This window comes from Hyunsoonleella rubra, from assembly GCF_042684665.1.
Lineage (GTDB): Bacteria > Bacteroidota > Bacteroidia > Flavobacteriales > Flavobacteriaceae > Jejuia > Jejuia rubra.
Window position 1 is genome coordinate 354,087 of record NZ_JBHULY010000039.1, and the last position, 16,731, is coordinate 370,817.

Below are 16,731 nucleotides of genomic sequence, written 5' to 3' on the forward strand. Positions count from 1 at the left end.
TGATAAGATTGCTATCGGATTTGCCGTTCAACTTTAATCTAAGTCACTTCATAGAAAAGTCAGCAGGTTAAGAGGAAAACGGTGTTATTAATTGTCATAAATCCCTATGTTTGTGAGTGCTAAACAAAAGCATTACCCAAATGAAATTCATGAAACCGCTTCCCCAAATTGTTATTTTGGCTTTAATTTTTGTCTCCTGCAACATCGAGCCTTTTGAAGGCGAAGTTCCCGAGCAAACCGATAATAGTGGTGGCCCTATAGCTTCGAATTGTTCTGAGGCGACACAAAATACGACTGAAGTGGCCCTAACTTTTCAAGGGGTTTCTATATCTGATTCCAATTATGGTGAATTTTGTAATGCTTATAAGAAGGCTTTAGAGAATCAGGTGGCGCTTTGCGGTGATCCAGATGGCACTTTTCAAATATTAATTGACGGATTGGGTGATTGTATCGTGGGTGATATGCAAGTTAGTATCGTTGGGGTTTGGAGAATTGTATCGCTGACTTCTAATGGAATTGAAGAACTTCCTGAAGAGCTCGAAGCTGCCGGAATATGTTATTGGCACGAAGTTTATACAACTGAAACAATAACCGATGTAGATTATTCAGGTGATGATTGTAACATAGAGGAAGTTGGAGAGGTTTTAAGCTACAATTTGGATGCAAATAATATTCTTTCCTATACTACTGGAGACGGTGTAGAGGTGGAAGTAGAGGTCCTAGAGTTAAGTGAGACTACACTCAAATTGCAAGATTCCTATACTGAATTAGGGGTGAATTATGTTGATATTTATACCTACGAAAGGCAATAGTTAAAACGTAAACATAAAAACCATTTACGTTTTGACTAAACTTTTATTCCGATAATTAGGTAGATTGAAGTTAATTTCTAATACTCCCAGAACCAGAAACCGTTGTATCTAATTTAGGATCGCCTCTATACTCGATATCCCCGGAGCCAGTTACTCTAGCCTTTAAAAATTTGTTGCTCACTACTTCAATATCACCGGAACCGGTAGTTGAGGCCTCTGTATTGTTAGTGTCCAAATCAAATCCGTGGAAATCTCCTGAGCCTGTAATTTTGGTTTTCAGATTGTTGCTAACGCCTTTTAAGGTGATATCGCCTGAACCTGAGCTGGCACTTTCGGTAGATTCTGTTTTGATATTTAGAACAATATCACCTGAGTCCGAAAGGTAGACAGATAGATTTTCAGCATTAATAATATCCTCGCTTACTATGTCTCCTGAACCGCTCAATGATACAGAACTTATGTCTTCAAAAGGAATCGTGATTTTAATCGGCTTTCCCCAGCTTGGTTTTATATAGGTCCCTTTTTTTGTCTTCACGATAAGTTTATTATCTTTTACTTCGGTAATGATATATTCCAATAAATTTTCCTCGCCTTCAATTTCAATGTTACCTTCTTTTCCTTTTACAAGAACAAAATTCATTGAACCCGCGCATTTTATGCCTTCATAATCACTTGTTGACCTGGTAACCGAGGTTACTTTTCCGTTGCCTTTTATACCCTTTCCCCATTGGGCGAATGACGTTGAGACAAATAATAAGCCAAAAAACGTAAATGCGAATTGTTTCTTTCTGATTGATTTCATAACTGTTCGTTTCATAATTGATGATTTAATGTTTGTAGAAAGTTACCCCGCCATAGTCCGAAGAAATGGTAAGTTTGTTGCTGGAATTTTGCGCCCCATAATAACCATAATACTTTTTTCTGTACGATTCCTGAATACGTTGCGAGAAATTAAAATCTGTATCACCACTGATATCAGCATATTCTAGGTCTAGCTCAAAATCAAAATTCAAACTAGAGTCGTATCCAATTTTGATGCCAGTATAGTCCGATTTAATATTGAGACCTTTAAAACTGGGATATAGTTTTTCAATTTTAATGGCTCCATAACTTGCCTTGATAGAGACGGCTTTGTAAATGTCTCCAATAATAACCGTCGCATAATCCCCGTTGCCACTTACTGTATTGGCATTATGTACTTTTAAAGACCCATAGTCGCAGTTGTAAGTCACGTCTTCGGCAATATCCACCTCAGACTGAGTGTAATCCGCATTGATATCCAAAGCTTTAGTTTTACCCACTTTGTAGCTACTATAGTCTGCGTTTATTTTACCAGTTTTAATGTAGTCGAAATAACAACCGCTGGTATAATCAAATGAAAGTTGGTTGTCATCGGCCAATAGCTCTTTGGTTGTGATTTTGCCGTAATCACAATTGATTTTTGCGCGACCTTTTAGTTTGCCTACATTGATGTTGCCGTAGTCGTTGTTTAAATCGATACTATTAGTAATTGGGACTTTTACGATATAGTTCACTTTCATGTGGACATTATTTTTACCGCCCCAATTCCACCAAGAGCTAGATTTGCCCTTGTTAAATTTTGTCCTAGCGGAAACATTGCTACGGTCCGCTTCAAATTCAACCGTAATGTCGTCCAGTCTATCTTGGACTTTTTCTTCATTATTGCCGGAGGTCATAATCGTAATTTCAAAAACAATGCGGTTTTCGTTCCATGTGACAATGTCCAAATTACCATAACTGTTGTTTACGGAAAGGTTGGCGTTTGCCGATACTTTGAATTCCTTTTTAATGACTTTTTCTTTTTTGTGTTTGCCTCTTAGTCCCGGATTTTCCGATGCCATCGATAGCAACGGAATCAAAAGGAGTATAAGCGCTAATTTAAATGGTACTGCTCGTTTCATTTGATGATGATTTTAATTGTTTTACATGTTCTATTTCCAACAAAGTCCTTTGTAATATGTCAATTCTGGTCTGAAAATTTGAAATCATGGCGTAAATGACGCGTTTATCTTCTTCACTTTCGGTCAAATCCATTTTTAAATTTTGGTACTCTTCTTCCAGTATATTTAATCTCTTTATAGCGTCCAGAATTAGGATTTGTGCATCAGGGTCGGATTCCGCGTTCAATTTGTTTAATTCTTCTGATATCGCAGCACTGAAGAAGTTTTGGGCCTCCGCCATTTCTGGAGATACACTGGCTAAATCTCTAAATTCACTTTCTTTTGGTATGCTCAAAGTCAATGCAATGAGCAATACGATAGAAGCGGCCACACCGATTAACGGCCTCCATAAACGACGCCTTTGTTTAGGAACCTCAACCAAGCGTGGCCCGCTATTGGTTTGGAGTTTGTTCAAAAAGCGTTGCTTATGGTCAACGTCTGGCGTTTCAACATCAAACTCCTCCTTTAAATTTTCAAAAAGTTCGTCCAAATTATCCTTGTTCATCACTTTTATGTTTTAGTTCACCAAAACTTCATTTAATCTTTTTCTAAGACTGTCTTTTGCTCTTGAAATAAGTGTGCGGCAATTACCGTGGTTTATTTTCATAATTTCACTTATTTCTTCATTATCGTAGCCTTCTATCAAACTCAGCGTCAATGCTATTCTGTAATTGTCCTTTAGTCCTCTCATGGCAGTCAGAACCTGTTGTACTTTGGCATTTTGATAGGTTTGCTCGCTTTCAATGCCGTCACTTTCATCTTCAATTTTATAGAGTACATCTTCCAAAGCCGTTTCCTGATGCTTAATACTTTTTCTATAATGATGAATACTGTTGTTCACCACGATTCGTTTTAACCAAGGTCCAAAGGTTTTGATGTCTTTCAGAGAATCCAATTTGGTAAACGCCGTTAAAAACGAATCCTGCATGATGTCTTCTGCTTCAAAACTGTTTTTTACTATTCGGATGGACGTGTTGTACATGGCCTTATAATATCTGTTATAGACTTGCATTTGTGCACTTTGGTTGCCCTCGAAGCACAATGCGATTAGTTTTTCAATATTTTGATGGTTAGGCGTCAAAAAAACTCGGTTTCGTTATTAAAGATACACCTGAATTGAATTTGTTACAGTTTGGAACAAAAAAAAACCTGCAATCCATAATTTGATGCAGGTTTTAAATATTTTATAATTATCTAAAAATTAAGACTCGGTGGGCTTTTCGGCCTTTTCTATATCAATTTTTAGTTCGTTCTCCTTTTTGTCAAAATCGATGATAATTTTATCGCCATCACCAATATTTGATGCGACAATTTCTTCAGCCAAGGCGTCCTCAACATATTTTTGAATAGCCCGTTTTAATGGACGTGCGCCGTATTGCTTATCAAAACCTTTATCAGCAATGTAATCTTTAGCGCTTTTGGTCAATTTAAGTACATAGCCAAGGTCTTTGATTCTTGCTAAAAGCTTGTCCAACTCAATATCAATAATTTTGTTGATATCCTCTTTTTCAAGAGGGTTGAAAACGACCACATCGTCAATTCGATTTAGGAATTCAGGAGCAAAGGATTTTTTCAATGCATTTTCAATGACTTTTTGCGCATTGGCATCTTCCTGGGCTTTTTGAGAAGCCGTTCCAAAACCTATACCTGTACCAAAATCCTTAAGTTTTCTGGCGCCAATATTAGAAGTCATAATAATGATCGTGTTTCTAAAATCTATTTTTCTGCCTAAGCTATCCGTCAAATGTCCATCGTCGAGAACTTGGAGCAACATGTTGAACACATCCGGATGTGCTTTTTCAATTTCATCTAATAGAATTACGGAATAAGGCTTGCGACGCACTTTTTCAGTCAATTGTCCGCCTTCTTCGTAACCCACGTATCCCGGAGGTGCACCTACCAATCTGGAAATGGCGAATTTCTCCATGTACTCGCTCATATCGATTCGAATCAAAGAATCTTCACTATCGAATAATTCACGAGATAATACCTTAGCCAACTGTGTTTTGCCAACACCTGTCTGTCCGAGGAAAATGAACGAACCGATGGGTTTATTCGGGTCTTTCAACCCAGCACGGTTACGCTGAATGGCTTTTACCACTTTAGCAACTGCTTCATCTTGGCCAATGACTTTACCTTTTATAAGGTTGGGCAACTCGGCCAATTTGTTGATTTCTGTCTGTGCAATTCTATTAACAGGAATACCTGTCATCATCGACACCACATCTGCCACATTGTCCTCTGTTACAATTTCTCGATGCTGTTTGGTTTCCTCTTCCCATTTTTCTTGGGCGATAGAGAGTTCCTTTTCCAAACGTTTTTCATCATCCCTTAATTTGGCCGCCTCCTCGTATTTCTGCTTCTTAACGACAGAATTCTTAGTTTCCCGAACCTGTTCCAATCTCTTTTCCAATTCCAAAATCTGTTGAGGCACATCAATATTTGTAATGTGAACGCGAGAACCTGCTTCGTCCAAAGCATCAATAGCCTTGTCCGGCAGGAATCTATCCGTCATATAGCGGTTGGTCAATTTTACACAAGCTTCAATTGCTTCTGGGGTAAAATCAACGTTGTGGTGTTCCTCATATTTTCCTTTGATATTGTTCAGGATTTCTATGGTTTCCTCAACAGTGGTAGGTTGTACCAATACCTTTTGGAAACGCCGCTCTAAAGCACCATCTTTTTCGATATACTGTCGGTATTCGTCCAAAGTTGTCGCCCCGATGCATTGAATTTCACCACGTGCCAAAGCGGGCTTAAACATATTGGACGCATCCAAACTACCCGTAGCGCCACCAGCACCAACAATGGTGTGGATTTCATCAATAAAAAGAATAACATCGTCATTTTTTTCCAGCTCGTTCATTACGGCTTTCATGCGCTCTTCAAACTGTCCGCGGTATTTTGTTCCCGCTACTAAACTGGCCAAATCCAACGTCACCACTCTCTTATTAAACAGAATTCTGGATACTTTTCTCTTTACAATACGAAGGGCTAAACCTTCTGCAATTGCAGATTTACCTACTCCGGGTTCACCAATCAAAAGTGGATTGTTTTTCTTCCTTCGACTTAAAATTTGAGAAACGCGCTGTATTTCAGCTTCGCGACCCACAACGGGGTCTAACTTGCCTTCTTCGGCTAAAGCCGTTAAATCCCTCCCAAAATTGTCAAGAACAGGAGTTTTGGACTTCTTGTTAGACTTGCCGGAAGGCGTATTAAAAATATTCTCTTTAGAAGATTCGTCTCCTAAATTGGAATCATCATCTTGGAAAGATTCCGCTTTAGGCTCTATATAATCGTTTTCGTTTGTAATCATTTGTTTAAATTGCTCTTTAACATTATCGTAGTCTACCTTAAGTTTATTCAGTAGTTTGGTAGTTGGGTCATTTTCGTTACGTAAAATACATAATAATAAATGTGCGGTATTGATAGAAGAACTTTGAAACAGCTTAGCCTCTAAAAAGGTAGTTTTTAGAGCGCGTTCCGCCTGCCTTGTCAAGTGAAGGTTCTTCTTTTGATTGGAAGCCACACTGATATTTGGATTGGCCGGGCTTAAAATTTCAACCTTTCTTCTTAAATGGTTAAGGTCGATATCCAAAGCGTTCAATATGTCGATAGCCTTACCATTGCCATCACGCAACAGCCCCAACATCAAGTGTTCGGTGCCGATAAAATCATGGCCAAGACGCAAGGCTTCTTCTTTGCTATACGCAATTACGTCTTTTACTCTTGGGGAAAAATTATCATCCATAGTCAAGTTCCTTTCTGCATTAAAAATACTAAAACATTTTACTAACGGCAAAAACTGTTCCTTAAAATGTAGCAGTCAGGCTAATTGACGAAAAAATATCGATAAAATCAAAGGATATTCATGGATAACTTATTAACGAAAAAAGGGGGTGAAATTGTTAATAAAAAGTACCAAAAACGAAACGGATATCGCTCATTAACACTACGGAAATTCGTATATTAGCACGTTTTGAAAATTTGATAAAAATTAAATAAAATTTCATATGGCAGAAGGAGAAAAACTGATACCTATTAACATTGAAGATGAAATGAAATCCGCCTACATTGATTATTCAATGTCGGTCATTGTGTCACGTGCCTTACCGGACGTAAGGGATGGTTTAAAACCTGTTCACAGACGTGTGCTTTTCGGTATGCACGAACTTGGAGTTAGAGCAAACTCGGCACATAAAAAATCAGCGAGAATAGTTGGGGAAGTTTTAGGTAAGTACCACCCACATGGTGATACCTCAGTTTATGACGCGATGGTGCGTATGGCCCAAGATTGGAGTTTGCGCTATATGCTTGTGGACGGACAAGGAAACTTTGGTTCCATCGATGGCGATAGCCCTGCGGCAATGCGTTACACTGAGGCGAGAATGCAGAAGATATCTGAAGAAATGTTAGCAGACATCGATAAGGAAACCGTAGACCACAAGTTGAATTTTGATGATACCTTGCAGGAACCTACCGTTTTGCCCACTAGGATTCCAGGATTATTGGTTAATGGTGCTTCAGGTATTGCCGTTGGTATGGCAACAAATATGCCACCCCACAACTTAACAGAAGTTGTAAATGGAACCATTGCCTATATTGAAAATAACGATATCGAGGTAGAGGAGTTGATGACGCATGTAAAAGCTCCTGATTTTCCAACAGGCGGTACCATTTATGGTTATGATGGTGTAAAAGAAGCGTTTCAAACAGGTAGAGGCCGTATTGTTTTAAGAGGTAAGGCTAATATTGAAGAAGTAAATGGGCGTGAGTGTATTATTGTTGACGAGATTCCTTATCAGGTCAATAAGGCAGAAATGATTAAGAAGACTGCCGATTTGGTCAATGAGAAAAAACTGGAAGGTATTTCCACCATTAGAGACGAGTCCGATAGGAAAGGAATGCGTATCGTTTACGTTTTAAAACGCGATGCTATTCCAAATATTGTATTAAACAAATTATATAAGTATACTGCTCTACAGTCCTCATTTAGTGTGAATAACATTGCATTAGTAAAAGGAAGACCGCAGTTGTTGAACCTGAAAGATTTGATTCATTACTTTGTGGAGCACAGACATGAGGTTGTCGTTAGAAGAACGACTTATGAATTGCGAAAAGCCGAGGAACGCGCTCATATTTTGGAGGGTTTAATTATCGCTTCCGATAATATCGACGAGGTGATAAAAATTATCAGAGCATCCTCAAATGCGGATGAAGCGCGCAACAATTTAATTGAGCGTTTCAAGCTTTCTGAAATTCAGGCCAGAGCGATAGTTGAGATGCGATTGCGCCAGTTAACAGGACTGGAGCAGGATAAATTGCGTTCGGAGTACGAAGAAATCATCAAGACTATTGCTGATTTAAAAGATATTTTGGACAAGAAAGATCGCAGAATGGACATCATCAAAGAAGAATTGATTGTTATCCGTGATAAGTATGGTGATGAAAGACGTTCTAATATAGAATACTCTGGTGGTGATTTGAGCATCGAGGATATGATTCCAAATGAAAAAGTGGTTATCACCATTTCGCATGCGGGTTATATCAAGCGTACTTCGCTTAATGAATACAAAACTCAGAATAGAGGAGGCGTTGGACAAAAAGCATCTACCACCAGAAATGAGGACTTTTTGGAGCACCTTTTTGTGGGGACCAACCACCAATATATGTTGTTCTTTACCCAAAAAGGAAAGTGTTTTTGGATGCGCGTTTACGAAATTCCTGAAGGGGCAAAAACCTCCAAAGGGCGCGCTATCCAAAACTTGATTAATATTGAGCAGGATGATAAGGTGATGGCATTTATTTGTACTCAGGACTTAAAGGATGAAGACTATATTAATAGTCACTACGTCATTATGGCCACCAAAAAGGGTCAGGTTAAGAAAACGTCTTTAGAGCAATATTCAAGGCCACGAACCAACGGTATCAATGCGATTACCATCCGAGAAGATGATGAGCTACTTGAAGCAAAGTTAACAACGGGTGAAAGCCAGGTGATGTTAGCATTGAAATCCGGAAAAGCTATCCGTTTTGAAGAAGCAAAAACCAGACCGATGGGTAGAAACGCCTCAGGTGTTAGAGGTATTACACTAGCCAATGACAATGATGCAGTGATAGGAATGATTGCCGTAGATGACATGGAAAGCAACATCCTAGTGGTTTCAGAAAACGGATATGGAAAACGCTCTAGTTTAGACGATTATCGTATTACCAATAGGGGAGGAAAAGGCGTAAAAACCATTTCGATTACCGAAAAAACAGGTAATTTAGTATCTATTAAAAATGTGACGGATAACGATGATTTAATGATTATCAATAAATCAGGTGTTGCCATAAGAATGGCAGTCGAGGATTTGCGAGTGATGGGACGTGCTACGCAGGGTGTCAAATTGATAAATCTTAAAGGCAAAGATTCCATTGCAGCTGTGGCCAAGGTGATGCATGATGAGGATGACGTAAATGGTGACGAAGAAGTAGACCATACTGCAGAAACAGATGTTTCTAATGATGGCACAACTATTGATAATTCAGATAGTGAAGACAACAATAATGAATAACACAAATTAAATTAAAATGAGAAAACAGATTATTTTAGGCCTAGCTTTTTCAATTAGCATATTTTCATTTGCCCAGAAGAAAGAGCTAAAAACGGTAGAAAAGGCCATAAAACAAAACAATTTTGCAGAGGCGAAAACGCTTTTGTCACAAGTGGAGCCTATGTTGGGTTCTATGGATGACGACTTAAAGGCCAAGTATCATTATTTAAATGGTTTGGCACTATATTCAAATGGAGCAGCCAATAACGCCGATTTGGACAAGGCATTAGTGTCCTTAGAAAAATCCGAAGGCGAATACAAAAAGGAGGTAGCGGAGTTAAAAACTCAGATGATGACAGGTATTCTGAATAAAGGCAATGAAGCATATGAAAATAAGAAATATGGTCCAGCCTCAGATTATTTTGAAAAGCTATATGGTATAAGTAAAAAGGATACAGTTTATCTTTACTATGCCGCCGCCACTGCCGTAAATGTTCCTGATTACGACCGTGCCTTGAAATTGTATGAAAAATTAAAGCAATTGGGCTATACTGGGATAACTAAACAGCTTTATGCGGTTAACGTTGCCACAGGGGAAAAAGAAAGTTTTCCAAACGATGCTATTAGGAAAGCTTCAGTTGCCTCTAAAACTCACAAGGACCCTACTGACGAAATGAGCGAATCCAAAAGAGGAGAGATTGTAAAGAATGTAGCTTTAATTTATGTTTCTCGGGGAGATGACGATAAGGCCATTAAGGCCATGGAAGACGCTAGAGCTGAAAACCCTGAAGATGTAGGCCTTATAATTTCAGAAGCAAATATCCATTATAAAATGGGTAACACCGAAAAATTCCAGGAGCTTTTAAAAAAGGCAACAGAAATGGAACCTGATAATGCCGAATTGCAATACAATTTAGGAGTTATCGCTGCCGAATCCGATCATCCAGAAGAAGCCAAGGCATACTACAAGAAAGCCATAGAACTGAACCCAGATTACGTTAACGCATACATCAATTCTGCCGTATTGGTATTAAGTGAAGAAAGCAAAATAATTGAGCAGATGAACAACTTGGGAAGTTCCGCAGCAGACGATAGAAAGTATGAGGAACTGAAGGAGAAGCGCCAATCTATATACAAAGAAGCAATACCGTTTTTGGAAAAGGCTTTGGAAATAAATCCTAAGAGCGAAAGTGCAGCCACTACTTTAATGAATATTTACAGTGTGCTGGGCGAAACCGACAAATATAAGGCGATGAAAGCCAAAGTAGAAGCCATGGGTGGGTAATCAATACTTCACCACAGGTTGAAAAAATCCGGAGTTTCATAGCTCCGGATTTTTTGTTTAATCCCTTTTACTTCTCAAATTCCTTAAGCGTTGAAACGATTATTGAAACACAATCTAGTAATTGATCTTCTGTCATTACCAATGGCGGTGCAAAGCGAATAATATTCCCATGCGTTGGTTTTGCCAATAAACCATTGTCTCTAAGTGCAAGGCAGATATCCCAAGCCTTATTGGATTTCTCATCATCGTTAATTACAATGGCATTCAGAAGCCCCTTTCCTCTTACTAATTTTACAAGGGAGCTATTTTCAATGTATTTGTTTAATTCTTCCCGGAATAATTTCCCCAACTTATGAGCGTTTTCCGCCAGATTTTCTTCTTGAATTACTTTCAGTGCGGCTATAGCCACGGCTGCCGCAACGGGGTTGCCTCCAAATGTACTACCGTGGTTACCGGGTCTTATTACATTCATAATACTATCGTTGGCCAATACGGCACTTACGGGATAGGCTCCTCCGCTTAACGCTTTTCCAAGAATTAGTACATCTGGTTTGACATCTGGAGTACCACTACACATTTTATTCTTACAAGAGCAGTTGCCGCAAGTGGCCAATAAACGTCCAGTTCTTGCAATTCCCGTTTGAACTTCATCAGCAATAAATAAAACATTGTATTGCTCGCATAAAGCCTTGGCTTTGGCCAAATAGACTTCGCTGGGAACATAAACTCCCGCTTCACCTTGAATTGGCTCTACTAAAAAACCAGCAATGTTTGAATTGTTCTTTAGTACATCTTCTAATGCCTCAATATTGTCATATTCAATTTTGATAAATCCCTTGGTATAAGGCCCGAAATTTTCACGGGCTGTAGCGTCGTTTGAAAATGAAATAATCGTCGTAGTCCTTCCATGGAAGTTGTTTTCACAGACCACAATTTCAGCTTTATTTTGATCAATACCTTTGACTTCGTAAGCCCATTTTCGGGCAATTTTCAAGGCAGTTTCAACAGCTTCCGCCCCAGTATTCATTGGTAATAGTTTATCAAAACCAAATAGTTCACATGCAAATTTTTCGTATTGCCCTAATTTGTCATTGTAAAAAGCCCTTGATGTCAAAGTTAATTCCTGAGCTTGCTCAGTCATAGCATTCACAATTTTCGGATGGCAATGCCCTTGGTTAACTGCTGAATAAGCGGATAAAAAATCATAATACTTTTTGCCTTCAACATCCCAGACATGGACTCCTTTGCCACGGGTCAGTACCACTGGTAACGGATGGTAGTTATGCGCACCATACTTGTTTTCTAAGGCAATTGCATCACCTGAAGTTAATTGTTCTAAAACAGTCATTTTAAGATAATTTAAAATATTTACCTTGTTCATTATGTGAAATATCTAAAATATCATCATAATAATTAAGTGCCGCTAAGCGGATAAAATAACCATTCCTTCTGTACCTTTATTCTTTCGGAAATCCCAATAGTTATCGGGACGAAAAAGCAGCGTGGGAGAGAAATCATCCCTGGACAGGTGTGCAAGTTAATAAATATTGACAGCTTTCCAAAAAACGCTACGCCTTCAATTTATGGGATAGAGAAGATACTTGCAGTTCTAAACGTTTAATTTCACGGGTCAAAGCATTTCTATGTATCTGCATCCAAATGTAGATTTTAATCATGCTCATTGTTAAAAAACACAGTAATGTGGCCCCAACCCAAAGTAAGAGGTCATTGGTGTTTTCAACTTCCATGGTTTGGATGATGCAATAGATCAGTAAAATAAACACCAGTACGTTAACGGCATTCATAATCAAGGCGATCCATGAGTTTTTTCCTTTAAAAACGCCCCAAAGCATTTGAAGTATATTTTGCTCGTCCAATTCATCATAGAATTTGGCCTCTTCCTCTGTTAAAGTTTCCTTGATCAATTTGTCAATGTCTTCCATATTAGTTTTCATAACGATATTGTTTTAAAAGTTGTTTTAATTTTTCGCGTGAATGGAACAGTCTTGATTTTGTTGTTCCAACAGATATATTCAAAGTTTTGCTTATCTCTTTAAGCGAGTAATCTTCAGCATAAAATAATTTAATGACTATTTGCTGTTGGGGTGGTAAAAGGTTGATGGCTTCCAAGAGTTTCACCTTTAGTTGCTCTTTTATGTCCGCTCCCTCATCTGGCGAACTTAAAATTTCCTCTTTATGTTTCATCTGCTCCATATGCTTTTGGCTTCGCTTTTTCTTGTTCAACCAGTCCATAGATTTGTTGCAAACGATACGCAATCCCCAGCTTCCGAAGCTTTCAGGTTTTTCTAGAGTGTTTATTTTGTTTATTATGACAGTCCAGCTTTCTTGTGCAATATCTTTTGCAACATCCGCATCTTTTACTAGCCAGTATGCTTTTTCGCAAAAGGTTTTGTGCCAGCGTTTTACCAATGTATTTAATGCTGTTTTGTCCCCTGATTGAAATTTCAGAATAAGCTCACGGTCTATGTCATTTTGGTATTTCGCCATTGAAATATCACCCTTTTAATTGCTAGACGGATAAAAGTGAAAAAGGTTCATTTCTATATAAAAATGGAAAAGATTAAAGTTAACCCAAATAAATCAGCATTTATTTATGGCTATTGTTATTTTTGCACCATGCCTAGAAAAAAGCGACATCAGGTATTTGAAAACCTGGAGGTGATTGATGCAGGAGCCAAGGGAAAAACCGTGGCCAAAGCACCTGACGGGAAGGTGGTATTTCTGCCTAATGCCGTGCCTGGTGATGTGGTAGATGTTCAAACCTTTAAAAAGCGAAAGGCTTATTACGAAGGCAAGGCCACAAATTTTCATAAGCTTTCAGAAAAACGCGTGGCACCTGTTTGTCATTACTTTGGTACTTGTGGCGGTTGTAAATGGCAGGACATGGGTTATGAGCATCAGTTGTACTACAAACAAAAAGAGGTGGTGAACAACCTCACTCGAATTGGTCATCTGGAATTGCCTAGTATTACTCCAATTTTAGGCTCAAAAGAGCAGTACTTTTATAGGAACAAAATGGAGTTTTCCTTTAGCGATAGTCGATGGCTCACGCAGGAGGAAATCCAGTCAGATAAAGATTTAGGAGATAGAAATGCCCTCGGGTTTCATATTCCGGGCATGTGGGACAAGATTTTAGATATTGAGAAGTGCCATTTGCAACGTGATCCATCCAATGCCATTCGGAATGCGGTAAAGCAATTTGCCGTTGAAAATGGAATGTCATTTTTTAATACAAGGCAACAATCCGGATTTTTACGGACTATGATGATTCGTACATCCAGTATTGGAGATGTGATGGTCTTATTGCAGTTTTTTAAAGAAGATGTGGCGCAACGGGAGCTGCTTTTGGATTTCTTGACTGAAACATTTCCTGAGATTACCTCTCTATTGTATGTGATTAACAGCAAAGGCAATGATACCATTTATGATCAAGAGGTAATTTGCTATCATGGGCAAGATCATATTTTTGAGGAAATGGAAGGGTTGCGTTTTAAAATAAACGCAAAGTCCTTTTATCAGACCAATTCCGAACAAGCCTATGAATTGTACAAAATCACTAGGGAGTTTGCGGATTTAAAAGGGGATGAGTTGGTATATGATTTATATACAGGTACGGGAACCATTGCTCAATTTGTTTCAAAAAAAGCAAAGAAAGTGGTAGGCATAGAGTCCGTTCCCGATGCCATTGCTGCAGCCGAAGAGAACGCACAATTAAATGGGATTGATAACGTTGAATTTGTGGTTGGGGATATGAAGCAGGTATTCAATGATGCCTTTATTGCCAAACACGGGCAACCGGATGTGGTCATTACAGACCCGCCACGCGATGGGATGCACAAGGATGTTGTTGCTCAGTTGCTCAATATTGGGGCTCAAAAGATTGTGTATGTAAGCTGTAACAGTGCCACACAAGCACGTGACTTGGCATTGATGAAAGATATGTACAATGTTGTGAAAGTACAACCTGTAGATATGTTTCCGCAAACCTTTCATGTAGAAAATGTGGTTTTATTGCAAAAACGTTAAAAAGGTTTATTTGTTAACGAGTACAAAGCACAACTAAACAAATAAACCCATCAACGAATAAACATATCAAATATTGATGAAGAAAATAAGTGTACTGGTTTTAATGCTATTTATAGTGGGCAATTACAGTTGCGAACGCGACGACCTTTGTCCCGATTCTACGCCAACCACTCCCAAATTAATTATTGAAAGTTTTGATATTTCCGATCAGGAGGAAAGCAAGAACATTTTTGATTTGCGTATTGTAGGGCAGGGTAAGGAAAACCCGCTTTCCATTTTTTTGCCTGGAACAGAAAATGAAGTTACTTATGATGGTACGGGAAATGTCTCTACAATATACCTTCCTTTACGAACGGATGGCGATGAAACCGTCTATACTTTTATTCAGGAGTATGCCGTGGATGACGATGGCAATCCTACCGAAGGGGAGACGGACACCGTGACCATTCGATATGAAAGGGAAGAAGTTTACGTGTCTCGGGCCTGTGGCTATAAAACTATTTTTAAAAATGTAACTGTTACGCCAGGTGATGGTTGGGTTACTCAAATTCAAGCAATCAATTCAAACCAAACTGTAGAAGATGAAAATGAAACACACTTTAAGCTTTTGTTTTAGCATCATATTATTTTTTTGGATTGGAACCGATGTTGCCACAGCACAGGATGATACCGAACAAGAAACTTCCAATGACTCCATTACCGTGAAGGTGAAATACGGTTTGCGATTTGGGGTGGATACCAGCAAATTGATACGAACCTTTTTGGATGATGAATACACAGGTTTTGAGGTTGTAGCCGATTACCGCCTCACAAAAAAACTGTACATCGCGGGAGAGTTGGGTAACGAAACCAAAGATAATATCACGGATTTTTTGGATGTGACCACCACCGGAAGCTACCTTAGGGCGGGTATTGATTATAATCTTTACCAAAACTGGCTGGACATGGACAATATGGTCTATTTTGGGTTTAGGGTAGGTGCCAGTACCTTTAACCACACCATAAATTCATTCAATGTGTATAGTACGAATCAATATTGGGAACCCCAATTTACGGCTCCAACGGAGATCAAAAAAGATGGGCTTTCGGCAATTTGGTCTGAATTGGTAATTGGTATCAAGGCCGAATTGTTCAACAACCTTTATATGGGTCTGAACGTACAACTTAAAGCTTTGATTTCGGAAACCATCCCCGATAATTTTGAAAATATCTACATTCCGGGCTATCAAAAAACCTATGACAGCTCTCGATTAGGCTCTGGTTATGCCTACACTATAACCTATAGGCTTCCTTTGTATAAGAAGGACAAGGTGATTGTGCCGATTGAGTAAGGTTACTTTGTCATTGTGAGGACGCAGGACGAAGCAATCTAGGATTGTTCCTTTTAAGGATGAGATTACTTCAGTCGTACCTCCCTCGTAATGACGGGACGAGCGTCATTGCGAGCAAAGCGAAGCAATCTTTAAATTAAAACACGACTAAACCTCAATCAAAATAAAACAACCATCCGTCAGACAGGTCATTCCATTCAGGATTGTCTTCATTGATTAAATTCTCTTTTCGTTTACGGTTTCCGGATTTTAATTGCTTCTCTCTGGCTATGGCATCATTGATATCTGAAAAGGTTTCAAAATAAACGAGTTTATCACAATTGTATTTAGCGGTGAATCCTTTTAATGCCTTGGTTTTATGTTGATAGATACGCTTTTCTAAATTTGAGGTAACACCAATATAAATAACAGTATTGTTCTGATTGGTCAAGAAATAAACGTAGGATTTGTGCATGTTCAAATATAATTATTCTCCGTCATTGCGAGGACGAAGGACGAAGCAATCTCGGATTCGGCTTTTTGATGATTGAGATTACTTCGTCGCCCACTCCTCGTAATGACGCGGAGGACGTGGCAATCTTTCTTTACGTCATTGCGAACGCAGTGAAGCAATCTTTATAATGTTATAAGGGTATAGGTTGAGATTACTTCGTCGCGGCCTCCTTCGTAATGACGTTGGGCTCGTCCTTGCTAGTGGAACGAAGCAATCTAGGATTAGCCTTGAAAGGAACAAGATTGCTTTACTTCGGTCACCTA

The 16,731-nt window shown here is 38.8% G+C and carries 15 protein-coding genes; 6 read left to right on the forward strand and 9 right to left on the reverse strand.

What is annotated here, in order from left to right:
* Positions 1–140 precede the first annotated feature (140 nt).
* The gene (locus tag ACFSR8_RS15920) at positions 141–812 is read left to right on the forward strand and encodes a lipocalin family protein (protein ID WP_380293840.1); all 672 of its coding nucleotides are present in this window, start codon (positions 141–143) and stop codon (positions 810–812) included.
* A gap of 70 nt (positions 813–882) precedes the next feature.
* On the opposite strand, the gene ACFSR8_RS15925 is transcribed toward ACFSR8_RS15920, so the two are convergent.
* The 5 genes from ACFSR8_RS15925 to ACFSR8_RS15945 all read right to left on the reverse strand — a co-directional run bounded on the left by ACFSR8_RS15925 (position 883) and on the right by ACFSR8_RS15945 (position 6,524).
* Entirely contained in the window at positions 883–1,629 is a 747-nt protein-coding gene (locus tag ACFSR8_RS15925) for a head GIN domain-containing protein (RefSeq protein WP_380293842.1), read from the reverse strand.
* A 10-nt stretch (positions 1,630–1,639) separates the two neighbouring features.
* Positions 1,640–2,734 carry a hypothetical protein gene (locus ACFSR8_RS15930; RefSeq protein ID WP_380293844.1) on the reverse strand — a complete coding sequence of 365 codons (1,095 nt, stop codon included), beginning with the start codon at positions 2,732–2,734 and terminating at the stop codon, positions 1,640–1,642.
* On the reverse strand, positions 2,712–3,278 hold the full coding sequence (locus ACFSR8_RS15935) for a hypothetical protein (RefSeq protein ID WP_380293846.1): 567 nt from the start codon (positions 3,276–3,278) through the stop codon (positions 2,712–2,714). Before ACFSR8_RS15935 ends, ACFSR8_RS15930 begins: the two co-directional genes overlap by 23 nt.
* Positions 3,279–3,290: 12 nt before the next feature.
* A complete protein-coding gene (locus ACFSR8_RS15940; protein ID WP_380293848.1) occupies positions 3,291–3,854 on the reverse strand; it encodes an RNA polymerase sigma factor in 564 nt (187 codons plus the stop codon).
* A gap of 120 nt (positions 3,855–3,974) precedes the next feature.
* Positions 3,975–6,524: an ATP-dependent Clp protease ATP-binding subunit gene (locus tag ACFSR8_RS15945; RefSeq protein ID WP_380293850.1), complete on the reverse strand. Its 2,550-nt coding sequence runs from the start codon at positions 6,522–6,524 to the stop codon at positions 3,975–3,977.
* A 262-nt stretch (positions 6,525–6,786) separates the two neighbouring features.
* Between ACFSR8_RS15945 and gyrA the strand changes: the two genes are divergently transcribed.
* Together gyrA and ACFSR8_RS15955 are read left to right on the forward strand one after the other, a co-directional pair.
* Positions 6,787–9,333 carry a DNA gyrase subunit A gene (gyrA, locus tag ACFSR8_RS15950; RefSeq protein WP_380293852.1) on the forward strand — a complete coding sequence of 849 codons (2,547 nt, stop codon included), beginning with the start codon at positions 6,787–6,789 and terminating at the stop codon, positions 9,331–9,333.
* Positions 9,334–9,349: 16 nt separating this feature from the next.
* Positions 9,350–10,597 (forward strand): tetratricopeptide repeat protein, encoded by a 1,248-nt coding sequence (locus ACFSR8_RS15955; protein ID WP_380293854.1) that lies wholly within the window; start codon positions 9,350–9,352, stop codon positions 10,595–10,597.
* A gap of 67 nt (positions 10,598–10,664) precedes the next feature.
* On the opposite strand, the gene rocD is transcribed toward ACFSR8_RS15955, so the two are convergent.
* The 3 genes from rocD to ACFSR8_RS15970 form a co-directional block, all read right to left on the reverse strand.
* Complete coding sequence (rocD, locus tag ACFSR8_RS15960; protein ID WP_380293856.1) at positions 10,665–11,945, reverse strand: ornithine--oxo-acid transaminase; 1,281 nt, start codon at positions 11,943–11,945, stop codon at positions 10,665–10,667.
* Positions 11,946–12,165: 220 nt separating this feature from the next.
* Positions 12,166–12,552, reverse strand: a complete 387-nt coding sequence (locus ACFSR8_RS15965) for a DUF6768 family protein (RefSeq protein WP_380293858.1) — start codon at positions 12,550–12,552, stop codon at positions 12,166–12,168.
* The gene (locus ACFSR8_RS15970; RefSeq protein ID WP_380293860.1) at positions 12,542–13,105 is read right to left on the reverse strand and encodes an RNA polymerase sigma factor; all 564 of its coding nucleotides are present in this window, start codon (positions 13,103–13,105) and stop codon (positions 12,542–12,544) included. The genes ACFSR8_RS15965 and ACFSR8_RS15970 overlap by 11 nt, the downstream gene beginning before the upstream one ends.
* Positions 13,106–13,234: 129 nt before the next feature.
* Here ACFSR8_RS15970 and rlmD point away from each other — a divergent pair, with 129 nt between their 5' ends.
* From rlmD to ACFSR8_RS15985, 3 genes are all read left to right on the forward strand, one after another.
* Positions 13,235–14,644: a 23S rRNA (uracil(1939)-C(5))-methyltransferase RlmD gene (gene rlmD, locus ACFSR8_RS15975; RefSeq protein ID WP_380294058.1), complete on the forward strand. Its 1,410-nt coding sequence runs from the start codon at positions 13,235–13,237 to the stop codon at positions 14,642–14,644.
* 76 nt (positions 14,645–14,720) lie between these two features.
* Complete coding sequence (locus ACFSR8_RS15980) at positions 14,721–15,260, forward strand: DUF6452 family protein (RefSeq protein ID WP_380293862.1); 540 nt, start codon at positions 14,721–14,723, stop codon at positions 15,258–15,260.
* The gene (locus ACFSR8_RS15985) at positions 15,232–15,975 is read left to right on the forward strand and encodes a DUF6048 family protein (RefSeq protein ID WP_380293864.1); all 744 of its coding nucleotides are present in this window, start codon (positions 15,232–15,234) and stop codon (positions 15,973–15,975) included. The genes ACFSR8_RS15980 and ACFSR8_RS15985 overlap by 29 nt, the downstream gene beginning before the upstream one ends.
* Before the next feature lie 154 nt (positions 15,976–16,129).
* Here the strand turns inward: ACFSR8_RS15985 and ACFSR8_RS15990 are convergent, their stop codons facing one another.
* Positions 16,130–16,429 (reverse strand): GIY-YIG nuclease family protein, encoded by a 300-nt coding sequence (locus tag ACFSR8_RS15990; RefSeq protein WP_380293866.1) that lies wholly within the window; start codon positions 16,427–16,429, stop codon positions 16,130–16,132.
* Between the last annotated feature and the right edge of the window lie 302 nt (positions 16,430–16,731).